Origin of the sequence: Telmatocola sphagniphila, assembly GCF_018398935.1 — a bacterium.
GTDB lineage: Bacteria > Planctomycetota > Planctomycetia > Gemmatales > Gemmataceae > Telmatocola > Telmatocola sphagniphila.
In genome coordinates this window covers 2,208,764-2,223,529 of the sequence record NZ_CP074694.1, presented here as the reverse complement: position 1 = coordinate 2,223,529, position 14,766 = coordinate 2,208,764, and the positions used below count along the sequence as shown (strand labels likewise).

11 protein-coding genes are annotated in these 14,766 nt (G+C 50.1%); 8 read left to right on the top strand and 3 right to left on the bottom strand.

The genetic code is table 11. From position 1 onward, the window contains the following. Positions 1-316 precede the first annotated feature (316 nt). Positions 317-790 carry a hypothetical protein gene (locus KIH39_RS08900; protein ID WP_213498982.1) on the top strand — a complete coding sequence of 158 codons (474 nt, stop codon included), beginning with the start codon at positions 317-319 and terminating at the stop codon, positions 788-790. Positions 791-1,124: 334 nt separating this feature from the next. Here KIH39_RS08900 and KIH39_RS08895 read toward each other — a convergent pair whose 3' ends face one another. Continuing rightward, positions 1,125-1,544 carry a hypothetical protein gene (locus KIH39_RS08895; protein ID WP_213498981.1) on the bottom strand — a complete coding sequence of 140 codons (420 nt, stop codon included), beginning with the start codon at positions 1,542-1,544 and terminating at the stop codon, positions 1,125-1,127. Between the two features lie 269 nt (positions 1,545-1,813). Beyond that, positions 1,814-2,611 carry a LamG domain-containing protein gene (locus tag KIH39_RS08890; protein ID WP_213498980.1) on the bottom strand — a complete coding sequence of 266 codons (798 nt, stop codon included), beginning with the start codon at positions 2,609-2,611 and terminating at the stop codon, positions 1,814-1,816. Positions 2,612-3,094: 483 nt separating this feature from the next. Here KIH39_RS08890 and KIH39_RS08885 point away from each other — a divergent pair, with 483 nt between their 5' ends. The 4 genes from KIH39_RS08885 to KIH39_RS08870 all read left to right on the top strand — a co-directional run bounded on the left by KIH39_RS08885 (position 3,095) and on the right by KIH39_RS08870 (position 7,514). Further along, positions 3,095-3,748, top strand: a complete 654-nt coding sequence (locus KIH39_RS08885) for a hypothetical protein (protein WP_213498979.1) — start codon at positions 3,095-3,097, stop codon at positions 3,746-3,748. Positions 3,749-4,150: 402 nt separating this feature from the next. Beyond that, positions 4,151-4,624: a hypothetical protein gene (locus tag KIH39_RS08880; protein WP_213498978.1), complete on the top strand. Its 474-nt coding sequence runs from the start codon at positions 4,151-4,153 to the stop codon at positions 4,622-4,624. Positions 4,625-4,825: 201 nt separating this feature from the next. After that, positions 4,826-5,590: an RNA polymerase sigma factor gene (locus KIH39_RS08875; RefSeq protein ID WP_213498977.1), complete on the top strand. Its 765-nt coding sequence runs from the start codon at positions 4,826-4,828 to the stop codon at positions 5,588-5,590. Between the two features lie 37 nt (positions 5,591-5,627). Beyond that, positions 5,628-7,514 (top strand): serine/threonine protein kinase, encoded by a 1,887-nt coding sequence (locus tag KIH39_RS08870; RefSeq protein WP_213498976.1) that lies wholly within the window; start codon positions 5,628-5,630, stop codon positions 7,512-7,514. A 412-nt stretch (positions 7,515-7,926) separates the two neighbouring features. Here KIH39_RS08870 and KIH39_RS08865 read toward each other — a convergent pair whose 3' ends face one another. Then, a complete protein-coding gene (locus KIH39_RS08865) occupies positions 7,927-8,421 on the bottom strand; it encodes a restriction endonuclease subunit S (protein WP_213498975.1) in 495 nt (164 codons plus the stop codon). Positions 8,422-9,715: 1,294 nt separating this feature from the next. Here KIH39_RS08865 and KIH39_RS08860 point away from each other — a divergent pair. The 3 genes from KIH39_RS08860 to KIH39_RS08850 are packed head-to-tail and all read left to right on the top strand — an operon-like array spanning position 9,716 to position 14,717. Beyond that, entirely contained in the window at positions 9,716-10,471 is a 756-nt protein-coding gene (locus KIH39_RS08860; protein WP_246539691.1) for an endonuclease domain-containing protein, read from the top strand. Positions 10,472-10,486: 15 nt separating this feature from the next. Then, complete coding sequence (locus KIH39_RS08855) at positions 10,487-11,518, top strand: hypothetical protein (RefSeq protein ID WP_213498973.1); 1,032 nt, start codon at positions 10,487-10,489, stop codon at positions 11,516-11,518. 13 nt (positions 11,519-11,531) lie between these two features. Next, positions 11,532-14,717 carry a BREX system ATP-binding domain-containing protein gene (locus KIH39_RS08850; RefSeq protein ID WP_213498972.1) on the top strand — a complete coding sequence of 1,062 codons (3,186 nt, stop codon included), beginning with the start codon at positions 11,532-11,534 and terminating at the stop codon, positions 14,715-14,717. Positions 14,718-14,766 lie beyond the last annotated feature (49 nt).

Genomic DNA, 14,766 nt, shown 5'->3' with positions numbered 1-14,766 from the left:
ATCGATGCCCTTTGGGAGGGAGCCGTAGCACTCGGAGGAGCCCGCGTTCTGGGGAAGAGAGTTCTGCCATCGAAGGGCTCGGCGATTTCGTGAGATCTCCTATTTGTCCTCCCAGGGATCGAGACCTAAGGGATTCTCTGTACGCCTTTGCCAGCCAGAGCTGGAGGCCTCTCACATTTTAATAAACAAAACTTAATCTAGTGGTTTTTGAGAAGATTCTGAACAGAGACCCGTTAAGGTGGCAGAGCCATACGAAAATGGCCCTTTCGAGATCTCAGCAGACTCGAAAAAATCTTCTTTTGTCAGGAGTTCGAAAATGGGTACCCGTGCCAGAATTCTCTCTTTGGTCTTGGTGATCAGCTCAATGTTCGGTGTCTTCTCGGCGGCCACGGCCGGCGATGCTCACGCCTCCCGGCAGTACTACGGCAACTGGAAACAGCATTCCAGCAAGTCCTACTACTACCGAACCTATTACTACAAGCCCAGCCCGACCTACTCCGGCTACAAGCACCACTACGTGATCTACCATCCCTCCAAACCCAAATACTACTATTACTACAACTCTTACAACAAAACCTACTGGGGCCGCTGCCCGGTGAAGACCGAAGGTAAAGGCGAATACTCCCTGCTGGCCGAAGCGGATCGCAAGGGCAGCCTCGAAGAGATTCCCGAGAAGGCGTTCCCTCCCATGGGCAAGCTGCCCCAACTCCCGGAAGCCACCGACGATACTACTCTGGATCTGCCGCCCGACGATCTGCCAACCACCGAAAAGATCCCCGAGAAAAACTAAATCCGCCGGCCTCTCGAATCGGAGGCCGCTTTTCTCTAACGTTTAAGCCCGCTATCACTAGGAGAGTTAATGCCGCTCGGAATGGAAATAAACTTGGATCCTCGATTGATTTGCTTCTGATCGTATCTATTTTTATCTGTCTTAATTTCAAATCCCTGCGGAGTGCAGATCTCTTCAAGTGCCTTACTGAGGTCTGAATGAAGAGTTTCTAATTCTGTTGATCTGAGGGTACCTCTATAAACAGATCGTCCTAGCAGTAAGTCACAGCGCTGAGCCAACTGTCGCAGCTTAAGAATGACACTCACTGGGAAGCCTCTCAATTTTCCTTCGAACTTTATTCCAAAATCAACAAATTAGAACTTAAAGCCCGGGACCGCCACCGAGCGATTCCGAACGCTGCGAGAGTGATAATCAGCGTTATCATTCCGAGCCCAATACTAAATGTCATAAAGTTTGTCACCGCCGCAACATAGGCGTTCGCTCTTTCGGAGGAAACAAAAGGACTAGAAACTTTGCCCTCGAATCGTGCTTGTATATCATGCTGTGCGTTAGTGCAACGAGTTACGGCGAGATAGCAGGGGACTGCCGCCCCCAATAAAAGCGAGATCGCCAAAATCCGGACCGTTTGAGTAGCCCCTTTGCGTCCGGCAAGATATCCGAATAAGCTGGCCACAGGAAGCGATATTGCTTGCAGAAGTAAGAGGAACAGGAGCGCCGATTCCACTTTGAGTTGGATAGCATCTATGTCAGCCATAATCGTACTTTCCTGCGTACAAGTTAAGCTTACCCTGCACCGGCGGCATCTGGAATCTTATTATTCAAAAGAGTGCGGAATTAACCGCGTTTATAGTTATTTTGCGACTTGGAATCTCTCTCAAGGGCTCTTCGGCGAACCCGGATCCATTCTCTCCCGTCTATTCGAATTCAGTGATAGACCATTGCATTTCCTGGGGCTTGAGTGCAAGCTTGAGATCGATAGTCAACTCGCGAAATCCACCAGTTTGTCGACGTATTTGCTGCGTTTCATTTCTTCGAAAGGTTCGGCTTCAGTGCGTCGGCCGCTCGGAAATGTTCGAGAATTTCCTTGTCTGTCAAAACTCTAGGGTAAATGGCCAACTCGTCCAATTCGCCCAGGAAAAAACTCGTGAAATTGCGGGTTCCCAGTCGAATCGGCGCTGACCCAGCTCTTGGAGTGATGTCAAACGAAGCATACCGTGCCCCCCGTTGGCTGGCCGGGCTGCCTCGAAGCTCGCCATTCTTGTAAATTGATACGCCGGCCTTCGGGTTGGCTTTGCTGCCAGGATCAAAGCAGGCGACCACATGAATCCATTCATTCAACTTAACGGGATCTTCGAACTCGGCGCCGGCTCCTTTTTTCCCCTCCTTGTTGAAAACATAAGCGGAGATCCGATTCGGCCGGCTTGAATTGCGACTATAGAAGCGCAAGGCCCATTCGTATTGGCTCGGTTGGCCTTTGCCGATCCAGTAAACATAAGGATCGTCGGTTTCGCCGGGGAATTCGAGTCGAGTCGGCTTGAACCAGACCTTAACGGAAAATCCTTTGCCGCTGGTCGGTTGACTGAAGGCTTTGTTCGAAGGGATTTCGATGTACCCTGTTTTGCCGTCGAAGCCTACGGCTTTATCACCTCCCTGTGCGAATGCTCCCAATCTGCCCAGGGAGACTCCATCGAAATAGCGACCATCAATTTTATTTTTCGTTGCGTCGCCAGCGATTGACCCGTGTGTTTCGTTGAGTCGCCAGTAGCCGACGGGTTGGGAAGTGAGAACGCTTTCAGCGTAAGTTTTGGCATTTGGAGCCACAGGGTTCCGTGGCTCATCGGCTGGGAGCGATGCGACACTTAGGAAATTTAAAAATGTAGAGAGAAAAAGAAATCGCTTTGCCGATTGCGTTGAAAAGAGCATGGATGTCCCCTTTTTAAGCCGAAAGATTGTTCCGTGGTAAACAATGCCCTTCGAATCCCATTGATCGGAAGCTGTTCGCCACACCTGCTTATTCTTCTTGCTGGGAATTTGTGACTGCACCTGGCTCAATTTGATTCAGAAAACTGTCTCGGCCACTTTCAGTCAATTTTTGTTGCGTTCTCCTCGACCGGCTCCAAACAATTTTTTCGTTTCTTCGGTCACAACCGGATTTCTCGAGCAAAGAAGAGTGCGTGGAGAACAAAGAGGTCACCAGTCACAGGGATTTGGAAGCCCAAGTCTTCTCCAAGAAAACGCGGAGCCGCCATCAGTTCGGCAGGCTGCAAAGGCTCCGTTTCACCTCCTGCCGATAGGAAATTGACCATGTTTAATCGCATACTGAATTTCAGAAATTTTATCGCCGCAATGGTAGTGAGTATTGCCTTTGGAGGTATGAACGCTCAAGCCGATCCTCCCAAGGAAAAACCGCCAGCAGCGAAAACCTACGACTTCACGCTGGAGAACTTTGAGATTCTGCGCACCCGATCACGCCACAACGATACCGATCATGTGTCCTTCGCGTTAAAAGTGGGAGATAAAATCTATCCGGCCAAGGTCAAACACATGGGAGATCTTAACGACGGTACCTTCAAGGTCGGTCTTTCCTTCAGTGGGGTGACCGTGCCGAAGCCGGACACGAAAATTGTGCTGACCTATCTGGTCCTGAATTCGGGGCACAAGCAGGATGAGGTTTCCAAATGGCTGGAAAAAGGGGCGACCGAACTCTTGAAGAAGGGAGCCACTGCGGCAGGTGCCTGGGGGGAGGTCATATCTTACATCGGTAATATCGGGATCGAATTTCTCTTTCCTAATTGCGATGGTTGGGTAGCCGGAGATCATATCACTCTCACCGGTCAGAAGGTGGCAAGCTACGGTGCAAGCCACAAAGAAACGCGTGAATATCAGGGCCTGGATTCGCCGACCGGCTGCGGCCGGAACTCCATCTATAAGGTGACGTGGTCGGTCAAACAGAAATAAGAGAAAACTCAACATTGCCATCTCGAAAATGGACCGCAAATGCGGTCTTTTTCGTGCGCGCCGACCCTCTTGTAACGAAGCTACTCGATTCAATTTGCTGATTTCGGGAAGCCACGGACCTACCGATAAGACTGGCTTCCGGGCGAACGTCCTTTTGTTCTCGCCTTGAATCCCTGCTACTGAGCCGTGTGAGTGATACTGGCTTTGGATCATTTCCAACTTTTTTCAGTTCTTCCGTCACAACTCGAAAACTCGCGCAAAGAAGAAAGCGTGGAGGACAAAGAGGCAACCAGTCACAGGGATTCGGAAGCCAAAGTCTTCTCCAAGATAAACGCGGAGCCGCTCTCAGTCCGGCAGGCTGCAATGGCTCCGCTTCACCTCCTGCCGCTAAGGAAAATGACCATGTTTAATCGCATTCCCCTTCTTCGCTCGATGATTGTTGCCCCGGCCTTGTGTTTCCTCCTGGGAACTAACGCTAATACCCAAGCCGGCGATCCGCACAATGGTCGACCGGTCTCCGTGAATCAGATTCACAACCAAAAACACGAGAAGGGCATAGTGGGGATTTCCAGGGCTTTCCGGAATTGGACGAGCCGATGCTACTTCCCTGTCTATCGTTGCTACGGCTACTACTCTCCGATCCAGACGCAATGGTACTACTGGTATGCCCCCTTCAACCAGTACCTACCCGTCAGTTTGATTGCCACCTATCCACCGGTGAGTACGCTGAATACCGCAATCCTCCCCGGAAACAGCACAGGATTGACTCTGCCCCCTGGGGCCATCTCCGGTCCTGCAACAGGAACGGCTATCCTTCCCTCGGCTCCCGAAGTGAAAGCTAGCAGTAAGCAGTCTGCCAGCTCCGATAAAGAATGAACTTCTCAAGTTCACTTCCAATAAAGGCCATAGGCAACCCAAGCCTGTGGCTTTTGGTTTTTGTATTCGAAGCACTTGATCTCAAGCAGTTGTTTAGACCGCGAACAAATTCCTTTTCAGGAGATCCAAATGTTCTTAGGGAACTTGATAAGATCATTCTTAACTTGACTTGCCCGCACGAATTGAATCGGGAGATTCTCGATGCCCATACCGAATAATCGACTCAGCGCCATTAACACGAGTTGGCAGCAGATCCGAGCCGCCAACAACGATGCCGACTTGCCCGAGGGCCGTACGGCCCTTTGGCAGCTTCTGGAACTTTACGGGGGCGCTGTGGAACGTTACTTACTGGGGGCTGTTCGCAATGAGGATCTCGCTCAGGAATTGGCTCAGGAATTTGCAGTCGCATTTCTTAAAGGGGCGTTTAAAGGAGCTGACCCAAATCGGGGACGCTTCCGAGACTTTGTCAAAGGAATACTCCAGAATCTGATTGCGAACCACTACCGCAAAGGGAAGAAGCGACCTGGCCACTTGCCAAGTGAGTTTCCCGAACCGGCCGAGAGCGAAGCCGCGCAAGGAATCGACGAGGAAACGTTAATCACTTGCTGGCGAGACGAATTTCTGAGTCGCGCCTGGCAAGCTCTCTTGGCCGTGGAAGAAAGTAGCGGCCAGCCTTATCATGCGATTTTGAAATACAAGGCAGACCATCCGGATCAGTCGAGCGAACAAATGGCCGAGATGATGAGCCAAAGGCTCAATAAGCCCCTCAATGCGCCTGCGGTCCGGAAAGCACTCCAGCGGGCGAGAGAAAAATTCGCGGATCTGTTGCTCGAAGATTTGTCAACGTCGCTTCTTCAGCCGACACAGGAAGAACTCGCACAAGAATTAATTGATCTTCGCCTGTACGAATATTGCCGACCCACCCTCGAAAAAAATGCATTAAAGAAGGATGATTTTGCTCGATGACATCGAAGATCGATCAACATGGGGGGCTTGTTTATAAATGTCCGAAGCTCAGAAAAAAAAGGAACAGTCCGATATCTTCGCCATCTCGAGGAGCGACTTAGCAGCGAGCACTCTGAATGCACCCACAAAGGTTGAGCAAGTATCGATTTCCTGCTCCAGTCAGCGCTTTCGACCCGGAGAACGATTCAACGATTTCGTAATCCTTCGAGAACTCGGCAGGGGGGGATTTGCAACGGTCTATCTCGCTCACGACGTTACGCTGGATCGAAGGGTGGCCTTGAAAGTCTCCGAAACTCTAGGACTCGGCGAAGGCCAGGCCTTAGCAGAATTAGAACACCAAAACATCGTTCAGGTTTACGGACAATTCATCAATGTTGAATCCGGGAAGCATTGTCTCTGCTTGCAGTATGTTCCTGGAGTCACTCTGGCTCATGTGATCGAGCACCTTCACAAGAATAATCGACGTCCAGTTCAAGGAATTGAGATTTTAGAATCGATAACAATTGATTCGAATGAGGAAATTCCCTTTGATCTGGCTGGGATTCGAAATCGTGAGATTCTGGCCACTTATCGTTTTGCCGCGGCAATATGCCGGATCAGCGTGCAAATGGCAGAAGCACTGGAATTCGCGCATCGTCGCGGTGTTCTTCACTGCGATATCAAACCGGCTAACATCTTAATCAATCCGTACGGCAGGCCACTCTTGGCCGATTTCAATATCGCCATCGATACCCAAGATGTTCGAGCCCGAAACCACCTCGGAGGCACTATTGGCTATATGGCGCCGGAGCATCTGGGGGCCTATCTAAAAGAACCGGGTTTCGGAGTGGTCGATGAGCGAAGTGATCTTTATTCGCTTGGTGTCGTTTTATATGAGTTATTAACTGGTCGGATGCCATTCGATAAACCTGCTACTGGTGATCCGAGGACAGACAAACTCCAGCTCCTCCAAAATCAAAAGTCATTTTCAGTTTCCAGTTGTTGGGTAGTACAGGAGTTGCCTCCGGTAGTTGAACGTATACTCCGACGCTGCTTGGATCCTGAACCCACTCAACGTTATCAAACTGCGGGTGAATTGGCTGGAGCCTTGGCGAACGCATCCGACGCGCTGGCTATTGAAGAACGGCTTCCGTCGGAAGGATTGCTGACAGCCTGGGTAGAACGCAATCCGTTTTTGGCTCTCTTCCTATTAACCTTGTTACCGCAGATGATAGGGTCATTTGTTAATATTGCTTACAACACCATCGAAGTACGATTGGATCCTCCTCAACATCGAGCCTTTGAAAAGATCGTTCTGGGCTATAATCTGTTCGTCTATCCCATTTGCTTATTCATTATGTTTCGGCTACTCCGTCCGATAGTGCGCGGTTGGCGCCGTCTGTCCGAATCGGCGATTATGGACGGTTCCGAGGTCGACCTATTGCGCTTTAGAGTGTTGAAATTGGGCACTTGGGGGATCATTCTGGCCTTGGCTGGCTGGCTACCTGGTGGCCTTGTCTTTCCAATTTTTATCGATGTTATCGCAGGTGGAGTTTCTGGAGAGGTCTACTTTCACTTTCTTGTATCCTTCACGCTGTCGGGATTAATCGCCGTAATCTATTCGCATTTTGGAATTCAATTTGTCGTCCTGAGAGTTTTTTATCCGCGACTTACCAATGCCGATACGCGAACCCCGACTACCCTCGCGGCAGAAATGGTGGGGGCGAGTCGTTGGTTAGCGGTTTTTCAAAGTCTTGCTGCCGTCATACCCCTGGTGGGGGCCGTGTTGCTAGTTGTTATTACTGGAGAAATGACGCTATCGTTCCGATTATTAGTCACTTGTCTGATCGTCCTGGGAATGCTGGGAGTTGGCATTGCCTTCTCAGTGACGAAAAAATTGACGCTTCTTCTTCGCCTGCTAGGATCTCAAAAATTTAACTTTTAGAAATTGAGAATTAGCGTCTCTCCCGCGCTAGTCGTGTCCGGTTGCAACCCTCGAAAGTACTCCTGATCGGCCACTTTTTCAGGCTTCGGACAGCCAAATTTTCGAGCGGATGAGGGTAGTAAAATTCGTAATTCAGTTGTAACGATCTCCAACCGTTCACGCACCGTCCGATGCTCCTCCATCATCCAGAAAACGCTACTGTTCATTTCAGATAAATTTCTTAATTGGGGCCTGCAATGGTTGAGATACTTTTTGTGTGGATGAAGCCATCTTCAAATTAGTTGCCCTCGCCGAACAACGGAGAGCAGCAGTTGAACGATTCGACTTTCGATTCGGTGAAGTCTGGGAGAAGGGATTCTAACAAGTTCGGCCAATCTTTTATTCCCAACTCTTTCTTGAGCCGGCATTCCGTTCAAACTCTTTCCAGGTCGAGTCGGCCGGAGATCAGTCCCGGCAAGAGCAGTTCGCGGGTTTTGTGAAGGTTCTCGTTTTCTTTCTTCAGGTGATCAATTTGACGCAGCAATTCGAATGTTACTGAACAGAATATTTTCAGAAAAGATACCGGAGGGATCAAGACCGGCTGGGTTTTCAAAACGCTTTGCGTAATCTGGGGCTGGGCCGATCCGCTCGCAAATTGGCCGAGCGAAAGGTGCTTTAAAGTGTAATAGAGGTAAGGAATTAGCTCCTCGTTTCCTTCCAGAGGTAGCGCTATAATGGTATTTCCCGAAGCACTGAAGGTGGAATGGGAGTACTGAACCGAACCGCAATAATTCCCGACCCGGCCGATGATTATTCCCCGTTCGAATTGAAAGCCCGAGCTCTTTCCGATAATGCCGTTCGATCCGTAGAGAGCATACGCTCCTTTGGGATCGGGTTTGATCGTTGAACCGGTTTGAAATTGGATCAACTCTCCAGCCTTTAGGAATCTTCCCCAGTGGCGATTCCACCCAAATAAGTTTCCCACGACGAGGGAAGCGAAAATCCACAAACCACTTACGGTAAATCGATTGGGCCAGCGATTCCAAAATCCGGATGCGCTCGTTATTATTCTCGATCAGATCCTCGAAGCCCGTGAGAATCGAGCCGATCTTGCGTTGAATCCCCAGCGGAGGAAGCGGCAGCATGAGTGAGGCGAGAGGCGGCCGATTCGCCGCATCGGCCGCGGAAGGCTGAATGCGGCACAGTCTCGGCCCGCGAGGGTCTTGGCAATCTTAGTTGCTGAAGGAGAGAGTACTCCGAGTTGCGGATGCGACTTCGGAAAGTCATACTAGCCCCGGGCTAGTCGCCGCAATCCCCGTTGCTTAACCAACCGATGCAAGGCAAAATCGTCTCCCTGCGGCTTCCCCAGGTCCAGAAAATCGCCCGGAATGAACACGGAACCACGACCTAAGCCACGTATGTGGGTAAGTATAGCCTTTTCAGAGCTTTGTGGTTTATGATGATTAACCTTCAGATAAGGAAAATCACCCCATTTTTCATAGAAATGAAAGTCCTATACCCTCTGCGAAAATCGGCTTTGCTACCAGGTTTTGGAGAATGCCTGGGGAAGGACAATTGTTAGGCCCGGTTTGGTTTCGGGCGGATGCTTCCGCAGGAATTGGCGGGCAATCGAGCGGCTTACAAACCATTTCTTGAAGTGTAAACGCCGGTCGAAAAGCCTCGGCTACAAATGGAGAAGAGCGTTGATCTTCTCCAAAATCTTAATACATACTGAAATTATGAAAGCGGACCATCGCATTTTCGATGTCCACCGAAATCGACGTTTGGAGTCGATTCCGACTCTGACCACGATTGTCGGACCACTCGGTCCAAGCATGAATAACTGGTGCGCTTGGGCCAGTCAAAATGGCTTAAAAGTTTCAATTCCCACTTCTATTACAAAAGAGGCAATTGCCCGGGATTGGACGAGGTTATTGGGGGCCTCTTTCGACCTGAACACTCAAGCCGCACGTTTTGCCTTCAATCTCAGCGAACCCAATACTATTCTCGATTTTCTTGATCGGCTCAAAAGAATGACCGTTTACGAGTTCGATCAAACCTGGTGCAGACTCGACCAAAGAGACCACTCAAAACCGATGTTTGCCATTTGCCACTGGCTGTTCTTGCGAGCGGTCAAATCCTTGCCCGTTGAACCCGATCGGATATTTGCAGATTTGCAAACTGAGGTTTTCTCTGACGATTCCGCATCCTGGGTGACGATCATGAAGGGTTTCAGTGAAATCGTGGGTGTCGGTTTACCAACATTGGCAATTGTGAATAGAGAACCGAAAATTCCATTTAGAACTGCGGTTGAACTGCTGACGATTCTTTGCAAAACCATTCCAAAATTGCATTTAGCTATTTTCGGAGTCGAGAAAGACATCGATTCTTTTTTGCAGGCTGCCGGTAATTCCCAGACAGCCACAATGGTCCGCGAGGGCCGAGTGGATATTGCTTCGATTGATGCACAACAGATCCAGCAGCGGCTTTCTACCACTGCGAATAAATGCCTTGCCTCGAAAAGCGTCGACCGTTTAATCGAACTGGGCGTAACTGAAACGGTGCTCGAAGAGATTGAAGACATTGCCAACTCGGATTCACCCCCTGGGAACGCGATCGAGGAAGACCGCGCCCGTAGCCGAGCCGAGAGATTCCTGTTCGATCTCCTCGAATCGCATCCCGAAACAGTTGGATTCTTTTACCTAAATCAACGTTTGGAGTTTCGTCACGGTACGCAATGGGCGGAAGGAGACTTGGTTAGTCCTAAATTGCGGTTGGCAATTGAAATCGATGGACTATATTTTCATCTCAGCGATGAAAAGGCCTATCGAAGGGATCGCCGCAAGGATTGGGAGTATCAACGAAACGGATATTTAGTCCTTCGATTCTTGGCCGAGGATATATTACCCGACATGGAGGTCATACTGGACACGATTATGTCCGCTGTCGCTTTTCGTAAAAATGCGGCCGTATCCTAATGGAGTTCATGTCCTATGAGCCAGCCCTTAACCGCCCCTGCCGAAGTTATTTCGACTCGTTTAACCGATCTCCTCTTGCTACGGATATTAGCCTCGTCGAAGGGACCCCCCGCTGCACAAGCGGTTAGGAAGTGTCTGAACCAATATCTCAAAGAATCGCTGTCGACTGAACAATGGAACATTTTGCTGTCAATTACTCGTACCGATGGGTTGCTGGAACCCAAAGCGTTACGGCTAACGGAGAGGGGCCGAAAGCGAGCCTTGGATTGTCTCGCACTGTCCGAATTACCGCCGCGCAGCACCTGGAGGATCATTGAGTCGCGCTATCTCACCTATCGGGCTTCAGGGATGAATCCGAAAGAGAATCCTAAAAGCCTGACGCAAGATCAACTGGCATCTCGGATGCTCAAGACGCAATTAGGGCTTCCCATCTCCTCGAATGCAAGTCTCTCCGATCTGCTCGTGGCGATAGTTGCGAAGGAACTGGGATTCCCCGAAGAGACCGACGCCCGGCGCTTGATCCGCCGAGTGCTCTGCCGGCAAATTCAAAGTGACGAACTCCTTTCCAGCGATATTCTCAAGAAACAGCTTCCCAGGATAATGCTGAAGTTAAAGCAAGGAGGAGCAAAAGGATTGCGTCAGAAGTTGATTGCAGACTGGCTGAATTCCGACATGAATCTGGAGAATGCAGTCGAGTCAAACGCAATTCTTTCTTCGAATAAGCTCGACCATCGCATGACCGAGGAGTCGGATTTTGATCTCAAAGAGTTTGCCGATACTGTGAAAGCAGCGGCCCGGCACTGTCCGAGTGGTCGCTTCGGAGATCGCACCGTTTTCATCAATCACGTTTGGCACTCGCTCAAAAATGAACCCCGCTTTCAAGGATTCGATCTGACTTCTTTCAAAGCGAAGCTGGTTGAAGCAAACGCGGCTCGTTACCTAGATTTGGTGCGAGCCGATCTCGTGCAAGCCATGAACCCCGAAGACGTTCGTGAATCCGAGATCGAAGACTGTCAGTCCATATTCAACTTCATTCGCATCGATTGAGCGAGGACCTCAGATGACCGCCATTGCCCCAACAAGCGCGAAGTCGACCAATAAGCGTCTCGACGCCTACCTGTCTTTCGATTCCGTAGAAGTATTCGGCTCGATCGTGCATCCGCAGAATATTTGGAAGCCGGATCCTCTAGACGTGGAAGAGATCCATTCCGACGCCCGAGAGCGTTTCGCGAAGTTATTGCACGAGGCGGCGGATTCGAACGGTGGAAAATCTTTATTACTCCTCGGTTCAGCGGGCAGCGGTAAAACCCACCTCATGCGGGCCTTCCGACATTATGCTCACCAACGAGGCGGCTATTGCAGTTATGCCCAAATGTCGTCCAAGACCGAAAATTATACTCGCTATCTTTTGGGTAATTTGATCGATGGCCTCAATCAACCTTACCTCACGGAAGTTTCTTCGACGCCGGGCTTAACCCGATTGGCGCAAGCGCTGCTTGATTCACTCGATGTTGTGCCTGCCGAAGAAAAAAAAGATTTCCGAGAAGAATTGGCCGATGCTCGTGAGACGGCCGATCGAGTCTTCCGATATGCCGATTTCGCTATCCAGGATAAGCGATATGCCGATTGCGATCTCGATTTATTGCGTGCTTTGCTCTTCCTGCTTCCTAACGATGCCCGTCTAAAATCACGTGTTATCCGATGGTTGCGCTGCGAGGAACTCGCTCCTGCCGATAGGGAACTACTCGGTGGATTGGGGCCGCAGACTGCCGAGGATTCCGCTTTCCGCACTATTTGCGGTCTAGCTCGCGTCATGGCCGCCGCGCAGCAGGCTCCCCTTGTCATACTTGCCGACCAGATCGAAGAGACTTTCGATCTGGAGTTCGAAGAACGGGAATCGGGCTGGCTATTCCGTAAAGCCGTCGATGCCTTAGTGAATATCTCCGAAGGCATTCCCAATGCTGTCGTCGTCGTCGCCTGTCTGGAAAGTTATTTTAGCGCGATGCAGCAAAAGCTCACTCGCTCTAAACGCGACCGGTTGGAGCAGGACCCAAAACCCATTTTCATCAAAGAGAACCGAGATGCAGATGAGATTGAGGCCTTACTCGCCAAACGTTTGGAATTCCTTTACGCAAATTTAGATGTCTCCTTCGAAGGGAACTATGTTCTTTACCCCTTTCGCTCCTCGGACTTGCAATTTCTCTCCGGAAAGAACACTCGAACCATTCTCAACTGGTTTCGCGATCACCAAGAGCGATGCAAATTGGTCGAGCGCTGGATCAATCCCACCGAAGGTTCGAACGCAACGGATATTGAACCCCACCAGGTTCAGAAGTCGGCTCCGCCTTCCTGTGAGATCCAATTTCAAAAAGTATGGAACGATTTTCTCTCGGCCCATCCCACGCCAGAAATGGAAGAAGAGGAGGCCGCCGAACTGATGTCGCTTTCGCTAGAAGCCGTATCGAAAGAGTTGCCCACGGGCGTTCATATCGGAGCAACGCCTTCGGGCCGCTTCGTAGAAACCGAAATCCATTTCCCAGACAATTCAGTTAACAAATTGCTCTTAGCCATTTGCGAAAAGAAGGCTCAGGGAGGAGGATTAGGGAAACAAGTTGAAGAAGCTGCAAAACGTGCGGGCGAATTACCGGTGGCTCTGATCCGGTCGACCGATTTTCCGGATTCGATTAAGAATAAAGTCACTCAACAGATCGTTCAACTCGTAGCTCCCAAAGGAAAAGGAAAGCGAGTCGTAGTGGAATCGGGAGATTGGCGCGCTCTTCATGCTTTTCGCACTTTTCAACTCGAGCATCAAAACAGCCCGGGCTTCGCGGCCTGGCAAACCGATTGCAAACCTCTCTCCGTACTACCATCCACGCGCAAAATCCTCGATCTCGATCGCTTGCAGACACTCTTTAAAGCCTCCACTCAGGTCGTTCCTCCGACTGTTGCTTTGCCAATTCCTGAAAAAGTTCAAGCGGTCGATCTTCCCAAGCAGATCTCGGTTCCATCGATCGTCCGAAACGAAACACTCACATTGGGTCAAAATCGAGGAAGTTCAAATGGAATTTCAATTAAAAGCCAAGATTTAAAGCAGCATATGGCTTTTTTGGGAGGCTCGGGAAGCGGAAAGACAACGGCTGCCCTTACACTCATCGAACAACTACTGCAAAATGGAATTCCGGTTGTACTCATCGATCGCAAAGGCGATTTGGCCCGCTACGCCGATCCCGACGCCTGGGAATCCACAGAGTCTGACACTTTTTCGACCGCTCGACGCAATCTTCGTCAGGCCATTGACATTGCCCTATTTACACCCGGTTCGACGGCAGGGCGACATCTCGCGCTTCCATTATTATCTGCAGATCTCAAACAATTACCGAAAGATGAGCAAGAACAGACGGCCCGAATGACCGCGGATGCTATTGCCGGCATACTCGGAAAGAGGACCGCGGGGGTCGATCCCAAACTGGCCGTGCTTGCGAAGGCAATGGAATTGCTAGCTCTGAGTTCGACCAATCCGGTCACGATCTCTTCTTTGCGTCGATTCGTGGACGATCGCGACGATTCCCTTCTCTATCATGCCGAGGGCATCGACGATAAACACTTCAAGAATTTGGCGTTCGATTTAGGACTTTTAGATCTGCAGTACAGAAGCCTATTCCAAGGGGAAGAGGAACTGAGCATCGATCTTCTTTTGGGTCGCGGCCCGCACTCGGTTCCGGGCAAAACCCGCCTCAGTATTATTTGCACTCACTTTTTAGGAGGAGAACAAATTGAAAGCTTTTGGCTTTCCCAAATGCTGATAGGATTTGGACAATGGATAAGAAAAAATCCCGCCCCCGAAGGTAATCTGCAAGCGATACTGATGCTGGATGAAGCCGACCGTTATCTGCCTGCTAAGAGTTCCCCTTCGACGAAAGCTCCGATCGAGAATCTGCTAAAGCGGTCTCGTTCAGCTGGATTGGGTCTGTTTTTAGCATCGCAAAGCCCTGGCGATTTTGATTATAAATGCCGCGATCAGATTCGGGCGTGGCTGGTCGGCCGAGTCAAGGAACAAACGGCTTTGAAGAAGTTGAAACCGATGTTCGAAACAAGACCGACTGCGATGAGCAAAATTCCCAGCCAGGGACAGGGAGAATTTCATTTGGTCCAGGAAGGTGAAGTGCAATCGCTTAAAACAAATCCTTCCTTAATTCAAACGAGACAGCTACCCGAAGGTCGAATCCTCGAACTAGCACGAAAATAGCTTGCGCAGACGAGCTTTGTAATGATCTTGTGCAAATCGGTCTTTTTCT

Coding starts and splice junctions, on each gene's coding strand:
- KIH39_RS08900 (WP_213498982.1), top strand. CDS start 317: ATGGGTACCCGTGCCAGAATTCTCTCTTTGGTCTTGGTGATCAGCTCA.
- KIH39_RS08895 (WP_213498981.1), bottom strand. CDS start 1,544: ATGGCTGACATAGATGCTATCCAACTCAAAGTGGAATCGGCGCTCCTG.
- KIH39_RS08885 (WP_213498979.1), top strand. CDS start 3,095: ATGTTTAATCGCATACTGAATTTCAGAAATTTTATCGCCGCAATGGTA.
- KIH39_RS08880 (WP_213498978.1), top strand. CDS start 4,151: ATGTTTAATCGCATTCCCCTTCTTCGCTCGATGATTGTTGCCCCGGCC.
- KIH39_RS08875 (WP_213498977.1), top strand. CDS start 4,826: ATGCCCATACCGAATAATCGACTCAGCGCCATTAACACGAGTTGGCAG.
- KIH39_RS08870 (WP_213498976.1), top strand. CDS start 5,628: ATGTCCGAAGCTCAGAAAAAAAAGGAACAGTCCGATATCTTCGCCATC.
- KIH39_RS08860 (WP_246539691.1), top strand. CDS start 9,716: ATGAAGGGTTTCAGTGAAATCGTGGGTGTCGGTTTACCAACATTGGCA.
- KIH39_RS08855 (WP_213498973.1), top strand. CDS start 10,487: ATGAGCCAGCCCTTAACCGCCCCTGCCGAAGTTATTTCGACTCGTTTA.
- KIH39_RS08850 (WP_213498972.1), top strand. CDS start 11,532: ATGACCGCCATTGCCCCAACAAGCGCGAAGTCGACCAATAAGCGTCTC.